We start from the raw sequence: 15,954 nt of genomic DNA, 5'->3' as shown, positions 1-15,954 counted from the left end.
GCACTCATCCATCGGCTATATCCCGCCCGCCGAGGCTGAGGCAAACTACTACAACCAACTCGGCAAAACCGCCGACGAGGCCGTTTTACTTTAACCAAACAGCCTCCGCGAAAACCGGGGCGATTCAAAGGGATGGCATCTGCTCAATGAAGTTACCTACGGCCTATGGAGCGCGGTAACGGTAGGACGCGAGGGGATGCACATCGCCGTGTCGTCCACGGACGAACTGAGGACGTTCTCGGCCACTTCGTATCTGCCTGCAGCGAATGAAGGTGCCCTGGTCGGCAGCACGTTTGCAGTGATGGAGGCCATCGGTACTGCTCACCTCGTATGGAAGGCAGGGCGGAAGAAGTCGGAACTGGACCAGGCGCTGCGCAAGCATGCCGCTGGGCGGGACCGTTTCGTGAATGGCAACCCGGAAATTGCCAGCTTGCTTGGTGAGAGACAGGCGCTCTCCACGTTGCTCAATACCTGGCCGTGCGACGCGGAAGCGAAGTTGCTGCCGGATTGGCAACGGGATCTGTCCGCATCGCCGTTGAACCTTCAGAGAACCCGGGCCGACCTGAAGGGGGTGGAAGAAAAACTCGAGAAACTGGCGCTCGATCTGGCCGCGGATTTCGAGCACTACGTCCGCTATGAGCAGGCCGCCAATCAGCTCGCCGAAGCGACCGACAATCTCCATGCCATGGGCGTCGCCGCTGCGCGGGACAGCGTCGTACAACTGGGCGGAGCCGCGTGCAATGCGGCGGATGCCGCGGTAAAGCTCGGTGTGCAAGGCGTCGATGTTGCGGCAAACAGTGTCGCCAGTGGTGCCTTCAGCATTGCGATGGGCGCATTCCACATCGGTGCCGCCGTGGTCGGCTTGTATCAGTCGGGGCGACGGCTGCTGGATCTTGAAGCGGCTCGTAGCCGAAGGCCCGAGCTGCGTACCGCCAATGGCGCAGAGCGGCTGGTCTCCGAGGCGGCGGATCATCATCGGCAATGGTTGACTGACCAGGCCGCCCGGACGGAATCTGCCGCTGTCCGGCAATCTCATATTGCAGGCGCTGCCGTATCAGCATCCGAGCAAGCTGAAGACGCCGCGAGCGCGAAGGAGCTGATCGGCATCGTGCTGCATCATCAGGAGAAGGCGTTTCAGGCGATCGAGACGGATGAACTCAAGAAGATCTCTCGCGCGAAATTTCGTATCGGCTACGGTGCGACATCGATCGCAATAGGGGTTGGTTTCGTTGTCCTGGCGGCGACCGGCACCGGAGGCATATTCGCCATCGCAATGCTCGCCATCGCTCTCGCTGCCGGGGTCTTTTGGCTCACCTCGGGTGTCCTGCGCTTCGTCAATGATCGCAAGGATGCAGGCCGCGCAGCGAATCGCGATGTCGAATTGATGGCCATGGCGCAGCGCATTCTGCAAGAGCGGCGGCAACCTACGATCGAAGAAATGCGGAGCAACCGATTTGTGGCCATTGAGGCGATGCTGAACGCGCTCCTTGACGGTGATCGCCCGGTGACCAGATGTGCGCTGACGGAAGCACTCGTGTCGCTTGGGATGGATGCGAACCTGCTCGAAGCGATCAGGCTGCGTTCATCGGTCCGGCTGGACTCTACCTACGCGAGGGACCGCGAGGAGATCTCGCAGAAGCTGCGCTGTTTCGCATCGCAGGCGCAGACCGACGCGCTGAAGGCAGCCATGGAAGGGATGGCGCTGCGTAGCGACGAGGCCATGCTGAAACCGTTGCGGCAACTGTTTCAGGAGTTCATCGAAGGAAAGACGGCGATGCGCCAGGAGTATGAACGCCGGTCAGGGGCGTTGGCGTTCCTGCGGGAGAGGTTGCCCGAACCCTTCTGGAAGAAGATCGGCGTTGGCGAGGTCGCGTACCGGCCGGCGGAGCCACTGTAGGAGCAGGCTGACGCGCCGATCCGCACACCGCGCCCACGGTATTCAGCCCTGACAGGATTTCAGCATGCGGGCGGCATGGACGTGTCCGGCTGCGGTAGCGTAAGTCAGAGCGGTTCGTCCGGAATTGTCCCGCAGGTCCCAGTCGGCTCCTGCACCGAGCAGCACAGCCAGAATTTCGATATGGCCGTTCGCGGCGGCATGCATCAAGGCAGTGGCGCCGCGAATATCCCTCGAATCGACTGCGGCGCCGTGGTGAAGCAACGTCCGGGCGGTGTCGCGGTGTCTGGCGGGACCGAGGCCGGCAGCGACGTCGCGCCGCTCGTTTGCGCCCTGCGGTGTGCCGGAACGAGTCAAGGCGGCAAACGAACCCATGGTATCGACATGGATTGCCGTGACGCGGTCCTGTAACGACGCCCCGGCATACAGCGTTGCCGAGTGGAGGGCGGCGAAAGCCAGTGCGGTTCGCCCTTCGCCATCCTTGGCATCGACCGCGGCGCCGTGGCGCAACAAGACCTCCACGGTGCCCCGGTGTCCGGCCACGGCGGCGAACATCAACGCCGTCCGGCCCAGCGCATTGCGGGTATCGACAATGGCACCGGCATCCAGCAGCCGCTCGACAATGCCGTCGTGGCCGGCGATGGCGGCCGCCATCAGGGCAGTGTCGCCGCACTGGCTTGGCACCTCGGTAGCCGCCGAGGCGGCGAGCAGGCGCTCCACGACGGCAACATGTCCGTGAAAGGCAGCCAGCATCAACGCGGTATCGCCGCTGTCTGCCGCACCCAGATTCAGCTGGCGCATGCCGTGCTCGTCGGCGTGGGCCAGCAGCATGTCGACGACGGCCTCGTGGCCCAGTTCGGCGGCGACCATCAGCGCTGTCTTGCCGCGCTGAACGGCAAGATCCAGCGGCATCTCGCATGACAGCAGCGTCGCCAGATCGGCGAGGTCCGCCGAGGACACTGCCCTGGCCATGTTGGCGAGATAGGCTCGGTACCAACCATCCTGCCGTTGCAGCCCCGCCATGATCGGTTCCATGCCGGGCCTCGGCTGACGCTGTGCCCCCAGCCCATATTCATAGGCATAGCGACCATCGGCATCGGGTACGAAGGCGGCGAGCCAGGCGCCGGTGTCGCCCTTGCGACCGGCATGGCCGAGCAACCACGCCAACCAGGCCGGATCGGTGTGTTGCTGGCTGAAGGCGATATGCATGGCCGTTTCCCCGCGCATATTGCGCGCATCGAGACGAGCGCCATGTTCCAGCAGGCATGCCAGCAGAGCGACCGGCGCTGCCGAACGGACCGCGTAGTGCAGGGGCGGATCGCCCTGCCCATCGCAGGTCTGCAGCGCGTCCGGCGCGGCCGCGAGGGCCTGTCGTACGAGCGCCAGCTTGCCGCTTCGGATGGCGGCATGGACGGCGGGGAGTGCACTGTTTGCGGAGCTTGACGGAGGGGTTCGAGAATACGGCGATGCGGACGGAGAAGCGGTGGCGGGCCGCGCCGGATTCCCGCTGGCATTGGCGTCGTCGGGGAAGGGCTCGAATGGGTTGCGCTGCATGGCGGCGTCCTCCGTCGGGACTGGCTCGCCGTCCGCCGCAAGGGGAGTGGGCGGGAACGGTGGCGGGCTTGGGGGAACGCCAGCCTACGCACGGTTCAGCGCGATTTCTTACGGAAATGTGTCGGCAGTTCAATCTTTCGCAACAAAGGGTGCCGGCACTGTTGTGCGAACGCAGCGAACTGCGGTTGGCGGGCCGGCGTGCAAGCCGCCGTGTGCCGAGTGGATGGGTGCGGGGCGGAAGCGGGACCGGGCGCCAAAAAACGATGGGCGAGGCCGCCAATGGCCCCGCCCCCTGGGCAGGCGTCAGGCTCTGCGCCGTACCAGCCCGTAGATCACCAGCAGCACGATCGCGCCGATCACCGAGGCGATCCAGCCGGCCGGCTCCCCGGGGCGATACCAGCCGAGCGCCTGGCCGACATATCCGGCGATCAGCGAACCGCCTATGCCAAGCAATATGGTCAAGATCCAACCCATCTTGTCGTCGCCAGGCTTGATGGCCCTGGCGATCAGCCCGACGATCAGGCCGACGATCACCGTACCGAGGAATGACAGCATACGCATCTCCCAGTTTCGAGCGGCCGGCGGGTCCGAGCCGCTTCGGCGCCATCTTGCCACGCCTTTGGGCGCAGGGCGAGCAGTCCGGCGCACCGGACATTCAGAGTTTTTGAAACGATCGTCCAGCCCGGGACCGGCCGCGGTGGCCGCAGTGCTGGCAAACTTCGCCCATATCGCGAATCATCGCGCCATCGATCATTCACCGGGAGACCGCCGTGGGCGAATTGCAGGTCCTGCTGGAACAGCACGGACTGACGCTGGTATTTCTGAACGTGCTCATCGAGCAGGCCGGGCTGCCGGTGCCCGCCTATCCTTTGTTGCTGGTTGCCGGGGCGCTGGGCATGCGCGAGACCGGACCGTCGATCGGCGCGGTGCTGGGCGCCGTCGTGGTGGCCTGCCTGATCGCCGATTCGCTGTGGTACCTCGCGGGCCGGCGCCTGGGCCAGCCGATGCTGCGCACCATCTGCAAGGTATCGCTGTCGCAGGACAGCTGTATCCGGCAAACGCAGTCGCTGTATCTGCGTCTGGGGCCCCGTTCGCTGATCTTCTCCAAGCTGTTGCCGGGCGCGGGCGCGCTGTCGACGGCGATGGCGGGCATGACGGCCACGCCGTTCACGGTCTTCCTGTTCTACGACGCGATCGGTGCCGTGGTCTGGGCCGGCGGGGCGCTGATGATCGGCGCGGCGTTCAGCGATGCGATCGATGCCGTGCTGGACGCCTTCGGCACCTATGGCCACCTGGCGCTGATGCTGGCGCTGCTTGCGCTCGCGCTGTTCATTGTCTGGCGCTGGTGGAAGCGGGTCCGGCTGCTGCGCCGCACCCGGCTGATTCCGCGCATGAGCGTCGTCGAACTGGAGGCGCGGCGCCAGGACGGCCGCCTGCCGCTGGTGCTGGACGTGCGCGCGCCGGGCAGCGCGGCGCTCGAGCGCATCCCCGGCGCTCTGGCGGTGGACCCGGAGGCGCCGCTGGACGTACTCGCCGAACATCCCCCGGCCGTCGAGATCGTGATCTATTGCGCCTGCCCCAACGAACTGTCCGCCGCCATGCTGGCCGAGCGGCTGCGCGCGGCCGGCTATGCCAATACGTGGGCGCTGCTGGGCGGCATCGATGCCTGGAAGCAGCTGCAAGGGGAACGTGTGCTGGCGGTCTAGCGAGCCCGATGCGGACTGTCTGGCGCCGGGAGACCCTTCCGACAACGCGGGAAGAGAACGGCTATAGTTGCCGTTCCAACTCGATCGCCGTCCACGGAAAACGCCTGGCGGCGCCGCGGCGTGCCGATGCGTCGATGTGCCGGTCGGCCATCGATCGCGCCACGCCCGGCCAAAAAACCGTTCCCGCTTCGCCTTCCCGCATCCTTCCCGCATGACCGCTCCCACCACTGCCTACTCCCTGCTCGATCTTTCGCCGATTCCCGAGGGAAGCGACGCCGCCCAATCGATGCGCAATTCGCTGGACCTCGCGCAGCATGCCGAGCGCTGGGGCTATCGCCGCTTCTGGCTGGCCGAGCACCACAACATGCCCGGCATTGCGAGCGCCGCCACGGCGGTGCTGATCGGCTACGTCGCCAACGGAACCTCGACCATCCGCGTCGGCTCGGGCGGCATCATGCTGCCCAACCATTCGCCGCTGGTGGTCGCCGAGCAGTTCGGCACGCTGGCCTCGCTGTTTCCGGGCCGTATCGACCTGGGACTGGGCCGCGCGCCCGGCACCGACCAGCTGACGGCGCGCGCGCTGCGCCGCAGCGCGACCCACGACACGGCCGACACCTTCCCGCAGGACGTCGAGGAGTTGCAGGCCTATTTCGACGAGCCGCGGCCCGGCCAGCGGCTGCGCGCGGTACCGGGCGCGGGCCTGAAGGTGCCGCTGTGGCTGCTGGGCTCCAGCCTGTTCAGCGCGCAGCTGGCCGCATCGATGGGGCTGCCGTTCGCCTTCGCCTCGCATTTCGCGCCCGGCTTCATGCGCCAGGCGGTGGATCTGTATCGGCAGACCTTCCGGCCTTCGGAGGCGCTGTCCCGGCCCTACGTGATGCTGGGCCTGAACGTGTTCGCCGCCGATACCGATGCCGAGGCGAGCCGGCTGTTCAGCTCGCTGCAGCAGCAGTTCCTGGCGCTGGTGCGCGGCACGCCGGGGCGCATCCGTCCGCCGGTCGACGATATCGAATCGATGTGGAACGAGACCGAGGCCGCCCATATCCGCCGCTCGCTGTCCTGTTCGGTGGTCGGCAACCTCGATACGGTGCGCGAGGGCATGCAGCGCTTCGTCGACGATCTGCGTCCGGACGAGCTGATGCTGACCGCGCAGATCTACGATCATCAGGCGCGGCTGCATTCCTTCGAGCTGGCCGCGCAGGCCGCGCAGCAATTGCGGCCGGTCAGCGGCGCGCAGACGCTGTAGCGCAGGCAATCGTCATCGGCCGTCGGCGGGGCGACGGCGTACGCTCACACCTATGCGCCGACCTATGCGCCGACCTGTGCGCCGACCTACGCGGCCGCAGTGGTGACCCCCGTCGCCGCGCCGCTCTGCGCCTGCCGGTGGCGGCGCACGTTCTCGATCAATTCGCGCCGCGCCGCGTCCAGCCAGGCGGTGCGGTGCCTGACCGGGTCTCTGGGCGACAGCTTCGCCGCACTGATCTCGCCAAGGAAGTAGCGCACCATGCTGCCCGCGCGCGCGGGCACCGGCATCATGCCCAGCAGCTGGCCGGCACCGATCACGCCCTTCTCGGCCGCGTGGCACAGGCCCGCCCACGCGGTGCGGCCCAGCGCCAGATAGAGGGCATCGTCGCGGACCCTTGTCAGCCGTTCGACAAACTGCGTCTCGAACGCGCGGCGCAGCATCGGTATGGCGAGCAGCGCTTCCAGCGTGCCATCGAAGGCCAGCCCACGGCGCATGGTCGCCTGCGGCAGCAAGGCCAGCGGCTGCAGCAGGTGAAAGCTGTCCTCCCACAGGGCGGTCGCCCGTTCGGCGCCGACCAGTGCCGGGATGCCGAAATGATCGAGCATGCGGATCAGGTTTGGCCGCACCAGCGGCCCGCCCAACTCGATCTGGCGCTTGTTTTCCAGCTGGACGATGCGGCCTGGCGCATGCGCGCGCAGCAGGGCCTCGGTCAGTTCGGCGGCGAGCCGCACATGCATGTGTCCCGGCGTCGTGCTGACCAGCACCAGCCGGGCGGTGGCGTTGACGTGTTCGAACGGCACGTAGCTCATCACGTAGGTGCCGTCGCTGTCCACCACGACCGGATGCGCCATCACGGCGTTGGCGCCGCCTTGCCGGATGCGCGCGCAGTAGTCTTCGATGTAGCTGCTCAAAGGTGCCCCCCGTTCCTCGGCGACGTATTTTCTGCCTGCGTATCGGCGGTTGCCGATGCTCGTCGTTTGCTTGCATGGTAAGCGCAGGGACGGTGCGGGCAAAGTCGCGGCGCGACGTTTCGGGCGCGGCGCGGCGGGGGATTGGTGGGGCAGCGAACAGATGGCGTCAACCGCGCGCGCGGAAGGTCCGCGCCATGGCGACAGCGGGCTCGGGCTCGTTCAACCGCCGGTGCAGGCGAGCGTCGCCGGTCCGGCCTGCGGGTCCATCGCCACGATGGTCGGTGCCAGCCCGCGCAGCAGCCTGACCGACAAGGCGCTGGTGAAGCTGTAGCGCGCCGCATGCGGGCCGCGCACATGCAGCGTGACGGTGCCGAAGTAGCGCTCGCCGATGGTGAAGACGAAGGTGGCCGAGCGGCTGACGGCGCGCGATGCGATCACGTAGCCCCCGCGGCCGAACACCATGTGCCGATGATCGCCGGTGCCGGTCTTGCCGCCGAGCGCCATGCCGCGATCGGCCGGAAAGGCGCCCTGTGCCGAGCGCGCGGTGCCGCCCTCGACCACGTCCAGCAGCGAGCGCCGCGCGAGTTCCGCGACATCCTCGGGCAGCAGGCGCTTGCGCTGCCCGGGCCGCAGCACGAAGCGGGTTTCGTACGGTGTGCCGGCGGCGAAGTCGAGCCAGCGCACGGTCTCGGTGTACGGCTGCAGGCCGCCGCTGAGCAGGATGCCCGCCAGCTCCGACAGCGCGGCGGGACGATCGCCGGAGGCGCCGACCGCGCTGCCATAGGAAGGCGTCAGCGTATCGAAGGGATAGCCCAGCCGGCGCCAGCGCTCGCCGATCCGCTCGAAGGCATCGCGCTCGAGCAGGATGCGGATGCGGTTGTCCTGCCCCGCCTTGCTGCGCGTGCGGAACAGCCAGGTGTAGACCTCCTGGCGAACGTCGGCGCTGGCCTCCAGCACCTGTTTCAGGTCCGCCTCGGAATGGTCGTCCAGATAGTCGATCAACCACAGTTCGAGCGGATGGATGCGCGACAGGTAGCCGCGGTCGTTCAGCGAGAATTTGTCCTTGCCGTACTTGTCGTAGAGCTTGAACACATCCTCGTCGTCGAGCTTGGTGCCGAGCTTGGCGCGCAGATGCCGGGCGAAAGTGGCCTCGTCCATGGTCGGATCGGCGCTGCGCAATGCCACCGCCACGCGCACCGCGATGGGCTTCACACGCTGCAGCAGCAGCGCGATGCGGCCGTTCTTGTCGAGCGCGTTGTACTTGCGATAGAAGCCGGTCAGGTACTGGCTGCCTTCCTCGTCGGCGAAGCGCTCCAGCCATTTGCGCCGGCCGGGCGCATCGCGGTCGGCCAGCAGCTCGCTGGCATCGGGGTGCGCGCGGTGGACTTCGTAGCGGACGATGTCACGCATCATGCGGATGAACACCAGGTTGACCGAGTGCTGGAAGGCCCGGCGCACCGTCAGGCTTTCCACGCTGGCCGAGCGCTCGAAGTTGGTGAAGGTCTGCAGCCCGCCGCCGGTGAAGAAGGCCTCGCCGGCGCCGCCGGCGTACTTGCGTTCGAGCGCGGCCTCGAGCATCGCGCGGCGATTGCCGTTGGGGTTCTTCAGCAGCCAGTCGATCGTCCAGCGCGTCAGCCCATCCTGCGGCGAGACCGGGACGCGCTGCAGCTCGGCGCGCGTCATGCCCGCGTAGCGGTCGTGCAGTTCGGCAAGGATCTCGAGGTAGGTGACCAGCGTGCGCAGCTTGGCGGTCGAGCCGAGATTGAGCCGCGCGCCGCTGTTCAGGTCGAACGGCTGGTCGATATTGTCGGCCTGCACGCGCAGATAGCTGGCATTGCCGACCCGCTCGAACAGCGTGAAGCTGGCCGCCAGCTTCGACGGATCGTCATGATCGCGCAGCATGTTGTGGCCGTAGAGGCCGAGCTCGCGCGCGCCTTCCTTGTCGCGCAGCTTCATCAGCGTGGCGGTGATCTGGCGCTGCGCCTCGGTATTGATCGTGCTGGCGACCGTCAGGTCGAGCCGGTCCAGATCGTAGCGGCTCGACACGCCGAGCAGGCGCGACAGATCGGTGCGCACCTGGTTGATGGCCTTGCGCGTGACGAAGGGATCGGCGGGCGGCAGCGAGGGAATCGGCGCCTTGTCGAGCCGCGCGGCCAGCGCGGCGTCGCGCAAACGCGTCGAAATCACGCCGGCGCCGGCTAGCAGGCGCAGATAGCTGTCGGTCAGCGGTTCCAGGTTGGTGTCGTAGCGGCGCAGATGGTACGAGGGACGGCGCTGCGCGATGATCAGCGACAGCGCCTGCTTGAAGACCTGCGCCTCGCGCGGCGTGGGTGGTTTCGACTCGATCTCGTGCAGCATCCGATTCGCTTCGTCGAAGTCCTCGCCGTACCAGTAGTACATGCCATCGCCGATGCCGTGGATTTCGCCGCGACCATTGCGCGCCGACAGCGGTACGGTGTTCAGGTAGTCGACCACGATGCGTTCGCGCGCCCGCACGGTATCGCGCCCATCGAGATAGGCGCGCACCGAGGCCGAGCCCATCTGGCGCAGCTTCTCCGAGATCGAGGACGTGCGGCCCTGCGGCGAATGGCGGTATTTCTCGATCTGCGTGGCCAGCGTGCTGCCGCCCGGCGTGTCGCGCTCGCGATCGACGATGGCGAACAGCTGGTCGACGCCGGCGCGCGACAGCCGGCGCCAGTCGAGCGCCGGATTGCGGGTCGGATATTCGGGATTGAGCAGCCCCTGGTTCTCGACGAACAGCAGCGAGTTGGCCAGGACCTGCGGCACTTCGCGGTAGTCCTGGTACTGCCGTTCGGGGAAGCGCTGCACCGACACGTTGCGGTCGTTGCAATCGAGCAGGGCGAGCCCGGCGCGGGTCTTTTCGCGATAGGGCGCGTACAGGCCGAGATCGAGGTATTCGAGCATCGCCTGGGACATCCGCGCCTGATGCTCGCGCACGAAGCCGCGCGCTTCCAGCAACTCGGTGTAGTGCGGAATGCGGGCGTAGCCGAGCCGCATATCGTAGGGCCCGGCATCGGGGAAGCGGATGCGGTCGCTGGCGCCCGGCGCGATGGTGTAGGTCAGGCGCTGGCCCCAATCGTGAAAATAGCGCGCCTGCCACCGCGAGGTGCGAACCTCGTCAGCGATCAGATGGGCGGCGAAATAGCAGGCGCCGCCAACCAGGACCAGCAGGACAACGATAGGCCAGACACGACGCGACACGGTTCGCTTCCGGTGCTATGGGTGGTCGATCGAAGCGTCATTGCGCACTACGGGCCGCGCGCCTCCGACCTCTAGTATTGGCGCTAGCCGGCGTTTGCACAGGGGCCGCCGACAGAAAATTTTCCGGCCGGGCCGTCGAGGTCGGCGAATGCAGGCAGGCGATCAGCTCGCAGGGCCAAGTATGCCTTGGACGTCGCTCGTGGTGAAGGGTGGGCCGCAGGCAGGGTTTGGCCGCTGGCGCGCGACTAGTGCGGATCGGCGTCGCGGCCCGTCTGGCGCCTTGCCTCCGGCGCAACCCCCAATCGCCGCGCCAGCCGGTGGAAATTGCTGCGATCCATGCCGGCCGCGCGCGCTGCGGCGGCATAGGCGCCGCCGTGCCGCGCCAGCACGGCTTCGATCCAGCGGCGCTGGAATTCGTCGGTGGCTTCGCGCAGCGTGCCGCTCCCTATCAGCCGATCTGCCTCCGGCGCGCTTGCCGGCAGGGACTGCGCGGCACGAGCGGCCGGTGTGTCGTCGCGCTGCGCTGCGGTGGGGCGGCTGGGGTGGCGGACGTCTTCGTTGGCTTCGTTGCCATGCGCGAGCCGGCTGGTGCCGCTGTCCAGCCCAAGGTGGCGCGGCTCGATCGCGATCCAGCGCGCGCCGCGGCGCGATTCGGCCAGCGCGCGCAGCGCCGCCCGGCTGATCAGATGTTCGAGTTCGCGGACATTGCCCGGCCAGGCATACGCCATCAGCGCCAGCGCCGCGTCCGGCGACAGCCGAAGGTTGCGCGCACCGAGCCGGTGCTGGTTTTCCTCGAGAAAGCCGCCGGCCAGCGCCAGCACATCGCGCCCGCGCTCGCGCAGCGGCGGCACGCGCAACGGATAGACCGACAGCCGGTGATACAGGTCCGCGCGAAAGCGGCCCTCGGCCACCGCCTTGCCGAGGTCGCGGTTGGTCGCCGCCAGCACGCGGACATCGACCCGCAGCAGCCGGTCGCTGCCGGGCCGCTGCACTTCCCCGCTCTGCAGCACGCGCAGCAGCTTGGCCTGGACCGGCAACGGCAGCTCGCCCACCTCGTCGAGAAACAGCGTGCCACCGTCGGCCAACTCGAACTTGCCGACGCGGTCCTGTACCGCGCCGGTGAAAGCCCCGCGCTTGTGCCCGAACAGCTCGCTGTCGGCCAGCGTCTCCGGCAGCGCCGCGCAGTTGATCTGCACCAGCGGCCGGTCGCGGCGGGCCGAACGGTCATGCAGACGTTGTGCGACCAGTTCCTTGCCCACGCCGGTTTCCCCCAGGATCAGCACGCTCAGATCCGACGCCGCCACCGTGTCGATTTCCTGCTTGAGCCGCTTCATCGCCGCGCTCTTGCCAAGGAGCTCGCGCGGCTGGCCACGGGCCTGCAGCGCGCGGCTCATTTCGCGCTCGCGCGCCGCGCGTTCGGCCAGCGCGCGGATCGTCTCGTCGGCCTCGATGCCGGATTCGAGCATCGTCACCACCGCCTGCATCTGCGCCGCCGAGATGTCGGCGAAGGCGCCGGGCTGCAGCGCGTCCAGTGTCACCAGGCCCCACAGCCGGCCGCCGCAATGCAGCGGCGCGCCCATGCAGTCGTGGATCGGCAGGATGTCCGGCTGTCCCTCGATCAGCCCGTCGTACGGGTCCGGCAGGCCGCAATCGGCGGCGAATCGCACGCCGTCCTCGCTGTCGAGCAGCTGCGCCAGGCGTGGATGAGCCGAGACGGGGAAGCGCCGCCCGAGCGCGTCGTCGCTCAGGCCGTGGACGGCGACCGGCACCAGCACTTCTCCTTGCAAACGCAGCAGCGCCGCGGCATCGCACCGGACGATGCCACGGGCGGCGGCCAGCAGTTGGCGGAAGCGCCCTTCGTCGGCGGGCGTGGGGAAATCGGAATTCGTGGTCATGTGGACAACAACGTTGTCATTCGGACAACGGATGACGCGTAGTCATTTGGACAACTGCATTGCATGATGCCATAAGAATCAAGGGTTTGCGCCCGGTGTCCCCCCCTGGCATGCCGCTTGATATGACAAGGTACCTCTCGACGTCCAACCACAGGAGCGTTTTCATGCTGTCCCCGAATACCATCGCGCTGGTCAAGGCCACGGTGCCCGTGCTGAAGCAGCACGGCGAAGCGATCACGCAACACTTCTATCGTCTGTTGCTGACCCGGCATCCGGAACTGAAGGCCTTCTTCAACGAGGCCCACCAGGTGCACGGCACGCAGGCACGCGCCCTGGCCGGCGCGGTGCTCGCCTTCGCCAGCCATATCGACCAGCTCGACGCGCTGGCCGGCGCGCTGCCGCGGATCGTGCAGAAGCACGCCGCACTGGGCGTCCAGCCCGAGCACTACCCGATCGTCGGCGGCTGCCTGCTGCAGGCGATCCGCGACGTGCTTGGCGAAGCGGCGACCGACGACATCGTCGGCGCCTGGGGCGAGGCCTATGGCGTACTGGCGAAGATCCTGATCGATGCCGAGGAGGCGGTCTACCGCGACAACGCGGCCCAGCCCGGTGGCTGGCGCGGAACGCGCGGCCTGCGCATCGCGCGCAAGGTGCAGGAGAGCGAGATCATTACCTCGTTCTACCTGGAGCCCGCGGACGGCGGCGTGCTGCCCGCCTTCCGGCCGGGCCAGTACCTGACGCTGCTGCTGACCATCGACGGGGCGCCGACCCGTCGCCACTACTCGCTGTCCGATGCGCCGGGCAAGCCGTGGTACCGGATCAGCGTCAAGCGCGAGCCGGGCGGCCGCGCGTCGAACTGGCTGCACGACCATACCGCGGTGGGCGACGTCCTGCAGGCGCTGCAGCCTTGCGGCGACTTCGTGCTCGAGCAGGCGGCCAACGACCGGCCGCTGGTGCTGGTGACCGGCGGGGTCGGCATCACGCCCGCCATCAGCATGCTGGAAGCGGCCGCGCCCGCCGGCCGGCCGGTCCACTTCATCCATGCCGCGCGGCACGGCGGCGTGCATGCCTTCCGTGAGCGCGTCGATGCGATCGCCGCCAACCACGGCAATGTGAGCGTTTGCTACGTCTACGACACGCCGCGGGAAGGCGATGACCCGCACGCCGTGGGCTTCGTCACGCGTGAGCTGCTGGCGAGCCGGCTGCCTGCCGACCGCGACGTCGACTTCTACCTGCTGGGGCCGAAGGCCTTCATGCGCTCGGTCTATGCCGACGGTCGCGCCCTGGGCATCGCGCCCGAGCGCCTGCGCTTTGAGTTCTTCGGACCGCTGGAGGACTTGCAGGCGGCGTGAGCGGCGCGGTAGCGGAGGCGGTCGCCCCCGCGATCGCCTGTCCTGCCGCCAACCCTGCCGGCGGCCCTGTCGCCAACCCTTTCGCCAACCCTGTCGCCCGCCTTGCCGCAGGCCCTACCGCCCGCCCTCCGGCATGCCGATCGCCGTGGTCTCGATGACCTGCTGCTGGTCGCCCTGGCGGATCTCCGTGCGCAGCACGAAGGCTTCGCTGGGGCAGTACCAGTCGGTCACGGTCATGCTGTACGGGTCCGGCCGTTCGACGTCGTCGCCGATATGGACCTCGCCCAGCGAGGCCTGCTTGTCGTACCGGATCGGCAGGCATTCGCGGCGGCCAAGCGGCGTGTCGATATGTTGCCGCCGGCCGACCCGGCGCTCGCCGATGTAGATGGTTGCGCGTGGCACGCGGATGGTGGTCACCGCTTCGCCCGAATGCAGGCTGTTGATCTGCAGGCTGGCGGTGGAATGCAGCGACTCGCCGGGCAGCGTGGCGCCCTCGCGGATATCGTGGCCGGCATAGGACAACAGGCCCGTGCCCTCGAACGAGGCCTCGCCGAACAGCCGGGCATAGCGGGCCTGGGCGTTGATGGTGGCGTGCTGGCTGCTGATCCGGCCATTGGCCGAGCCCGTATCGCGCACCAGCGTCAGCCGGTGCATCTGGTCCATGACCACCGGCGGGCCCATCATCGCGGCCAGCGCGGACTTCGAATGGATGTCGAGCCAGGCCGCGCAGCCGCCCGGCACGGGGCCGGGATGGCGCACCGTCATCGTGATCGACATCGGCATCTGGCCATCGGCCTCGAGCTGCGCGCGGGCGCCGCTGCGGAACCACGGTGCCTGGCAGACCGGCGGAGCGGTGGCGTCGGCAGGTTGGACGGATGGGGTGGCCGGAGCGGCAGCAGCGGCGGGAGGGGCCGGATTGGCGAGAGTGGCAGGCGCCGCGGAGGACGCCGGCGGTCCGGCCGGCTGCGCGTGCGAGCCTGGCGCCCAGAGGGCGGCAACGACGGCCGCGAGGACCACGCCAAGGGCCCGGGCGAGGGCCGCGGCAACCGTCGCGGCAAGGACGGTCGGCAGAGGCCGCGTCCAGCCGCGTCGCCAGTGGATGCCGCGTCGGTCAGCCAGCGCGGCTGCTGTCATCTCCGCCCCCTCGGTTCATGCCGCCACATTATGCAGACGGGGGGCGGGACTGCCTATGCGGGCTGATCCCGACGGAGAAGGTCCGGCGTGCCCGGAGTCTCGGCGTGCACCAGGCTCAGGCTTGCGCCCAGCTCAAGCGTGCGCCGCGGCAGGCGTGGGCCGAACTCAGGCGTGCGCCGGCTCGGCCAGCGGCGACGGCACCAATCCGGGCAGGGCGCCATGGCGGGCGGCGCGCCGCAGTTGCTGCAGCCGTGCCTGCAGGCGCGGGTCGGGCTGCGTCGGCGGATACATGCCATTGGGGCAGGCCACGCCCAGCAGGTCCAGCGCCTGCTTGAAGTCGTCCAGCGTCAGTCCCTTGGCCGGATCGAGTGCGATCAGGCGGGACTGCAGCGACGCATCGACGGAGGCTGCATCGGCGGTCAGCACCACGTAGTTCTGCGGAACGGGCCGGGTTGCGGCCAGATAGGCGGCCACCTCGGCGCCGAAGCCGCCGTTGGCCGCCGGCGCGAAGGCATGTACCTGCAGGTCAAGCTGTTGCACCAGGGCCGAGCGGGCGCCGGTGCTCCAGGCATGCGGCAGCACCACACGGGCGCCGGCCAGCCCGAACAGCCGCCGTACGAAGCCCAGCGCGACCGGATCGAACAGGCGCAGTTCGCGCACCGCGCCGGCTTCCGGTTTGCCGCCCAGCCGCGCGGCGGAGCGCTCGGAGAACAGCACTCCGGGCACGTCGAGCATGATCAATCGTTCAGACATGAGATTCCTCTGCATCCATCGGAGCGGTAGGGGAGCGTTCAGGTTACGACGCACGATCGGGCCTGCGGCCGGCCTCGGCGGCGACAACATGAAACAGTTCTGTAACTTGTGGTTCGGTGACGTAAAAACCGCCTGTCAGTGCCGACTTTTGTTTCCCGGCGACACATTTGAGGCGCTTGCGACCCCGCCGATCATGCCCGCTCGTGGTGCACGATCCTGCATCCCACAACGCGCCAGAGGCCGTTTCGGACGACGAATTCGGGTTCTCCCTAGGTGGGGTGACAACGAGC

At 68.1% G+C, this 15,954-nt stretch carries 11 protein-coding genes; 4 read left to right on the top strand and 7 right to left on the bottom strand.

The genetic code is table 11. The features are described from left to right. Positions 1 to 196 precede the first annotated feature (196 nt). Positions 197 to 1,897 (top strand): hypothetical protein, encoded by a 1,701-nt coding sequence (locus F1599_RS09835; protein ID WP_150082909.1) that lies wholly within the window; start codon positions 197 to 199, stop codon positions 1,895 to 1,897. Positions 1,898 to 1,939: 42 nt separating this feature from the next. Here the strand turns inward: F1599_RS09835 and F1599_RS09830 are convergent, their stop codons facing one another. Further along, on the bottom strand, positions 1,940 to 3,448 hold the full coding sequence (locus F1599_RS09830) for an ankyrin repeat domain-containing protein (protein WP_150082908.1): 1,509 nt from the start codon (positions 3,446 to 3,448) through the stop codon (positions 1,940 to 1,942). A 303-nt stretch (positions 3,449 to 3,751) separates the two neighbouring features. After that, on the bottom strand, positions 3,752 to 4,003 hold the full coding sequence (locus F1599_RS09825) for a GlsB/YeaQ/YmgE family stress response membrane protein (RefSeq protein WP_006577258.1): 252 nt from the start codon (positions 4,001 to 4,003) through the stop codon (positions 3,752 to 3,754). Between the two features lie 215 nt (positions 4,004 to 4,218). Between F1599_RS09825 and F1599_RS09820 the strand changes: the two genes are divergently transcribed. Both F1599_RS09820 and F1599_RS09815 read left to right on the top strand, forming a co-directional pair. Continuing rightward, positions 4,219 to 5,154 (top strand): DedA family protein/thiosulfate sulfurtransferase GlpE, encoded by a 936-nt coding sequence (locus F1599_RS09820; RefSeq protein ID WP_149318444.1) that lies wholly within the window; start codon positions 4,219 to 4,221, stop codon positions 5,152 to 5,154. Between the two features lie 211 nt (positions 5,155 to 5,365). Beyond that, positions 5,366 to 6,397, top strand: coding sequence for an LLM class flavin-dependent oxidoreductase (locus F1599_RS09815; RefSeq protein ID WP_150082907.1), 1,032 nt, complete (start codon positions 5,366 to 5,368; stop codon positions 6,395 to 6,397). An 86-nt stretch (positions 6,398 to 6,483) separates the two neighbouring features. On the opposite strand, the gene F1599_RS09810 is transcribed toward F1599_RS09815, so the two are convergent. The 3 genes from F1599_RS09810 to norR form a co-directional block, all read right to left on the bottom strand. After that, the gene (locus tag F1599_RS09810) at positions 6,484 to 7,308 is read right to left on the bottom strand and encodes a hypothetical protein (protein WP_150082906.1); all 825 of its coding nucleotides are present in this window, start codon (positions 7,306 to 7,308) and stop codon (positions 6,484 to 6,486) included. A 219-nt stretch (positions 7,309 to 7,527) separates the two neighbouring features. After that, positions 7,528 to 10,530 (bottom strand): transglycosylase domain-containing protein, encoded by a 3,003-nt coding sequence (locus tag F1599_RS09805; RefSeq protein WP_150082905.1) that lies wholly within the window; start codon positions 10,528 to 10,530, stop codon positions 7,528 to 7,530. 245 nt (positions 10,531 to 10,775) lie between these two features. Continuing rightward, entirely contained in the window at positions 10,776 to 12,425 is a 1,650-nt protein-coding gene (gene norR, locus F1599_RS09800) for a nitric oxide reductase transcriptional regulator NorR (RefSeq protein WP_150082904.1), read from the bottom strand. Positions 12,426 to 12,589: 164 nt separating this feature from the next. Between norR and hmpA the strand changes: the two genes are divergently transcribed. Then, positions 12,590 to 13,777: an NO-inducible flavohemoprotein gene (gene hmpA / locus F1599_RS09795; RefSeq protein WP_150082903.1), complete on the top strand. Its 1,188-nt coding sequence runs from the start codon at positions 12,590 to 12,592 to the stop codon at positions 13,775 to 13,777. Between the two features lie 114 nt (positions 13,778 to 13,891). On the opposite strand, the gene F1599_RS09790 is transcribed toward hmpA, so the two are convergent. Both F1599_RS09790 and F1599_RS09785 read right to left on the bottom strand, forming a co-directional pair. Continuing rightward, on the bottom strand, positions 13,892 to 14,560 hold the full coding sequence (locus F1599_RS09790) for a hypothetical protein (RefSeq protein WP_187829204.1): 669 nt from the start codon (positions 14,558 to 14,560) through the stop codon (positions 13,892 to 13,894). Positions 14,561 to 15,076: 516 nt separating this feature from the next. Then, positions 15,077 to 15,664 (bottom strand): HAD domain-containing protein, encoded by a 588-nt coding sequence (locus tag F1599_RS09785; protein ID WP_150082902.1) that lies wholly within the window; start codon positions 15,662 to 15,664, stop codon positions 15,077 to 15,079. Positions 15,665 to 15,954: the final 290 nt, after the last annotated feature.

The organism is Cupriavidus cauae, from assembly GCF_008632125.1.
Lineage (GTDB): Bacteria > Pseudomonadota > Gammaproteobacteria > Burkholderiales > Burkholderiaceae > Cupriavidus > Cupriavidus cauae.
This window is presented reverse-complemented; position numbering and strand designations above follow the sequence as displayed.

Bases quoted from the DNA above. Each gene is read 5' to 3' on its own strand.
- F1599_RS09835 (WP_150082909.1), top strand. From the start codon at position 197: ATGCACATCGCCGTGTCGTCCACGGACGAACTGAGGACGTTCTCGGCC.
- F1599_RS09830 (WP_150082908.1), bottom strand. From the start codon at position 3,448: ATGCAGCGCAACCCATTCGAGCCCTTCCCCGACGACGCCAATGCCAGC.
- F1599_RS09825 (WP_006577258.1), bottom strand. From the start codon at position 4,003: ATGCTGTCATTCCTCGGTACGGTGATCGTCGGCCTGATCGTCGGGCTG.
- F1599_RS09815 (WP_150082907.1), top strand. From the start codon at position 5,366: ATGACCGCTCCCACCACTGCCTACTCCCTGCTCGATCTTTCGCCGATT.
- norR (WP_150082904.1), bottom strand. From the start codon at position 12,425: ATGACCACGAATTCCGATTTCCCCACGCCCGCCGACGAAGGGCGCTTC.
- hmpA (WP_150082903.1), top strand. From the start codon at position 12,590: ATGCTGTCCCCGAATACCATCGCGCTGGTCAAGGCCACGGTGCCCGTG.
- F1599_RS09790 (WP_187829204.1), bottom strand. From the start codon at position 14,560: ATGCCGATGTCGATCACGATGACGGTGCGCCATCCCGGCCCCGTGCCG.
- F1599_RS09785 (WP_150082902.1), bottom strand. From the start codon at position 15,664: ATGTCTGAACGATTGATCATGCTCGACGTGCCCGGAGTGCTGTTCTCC.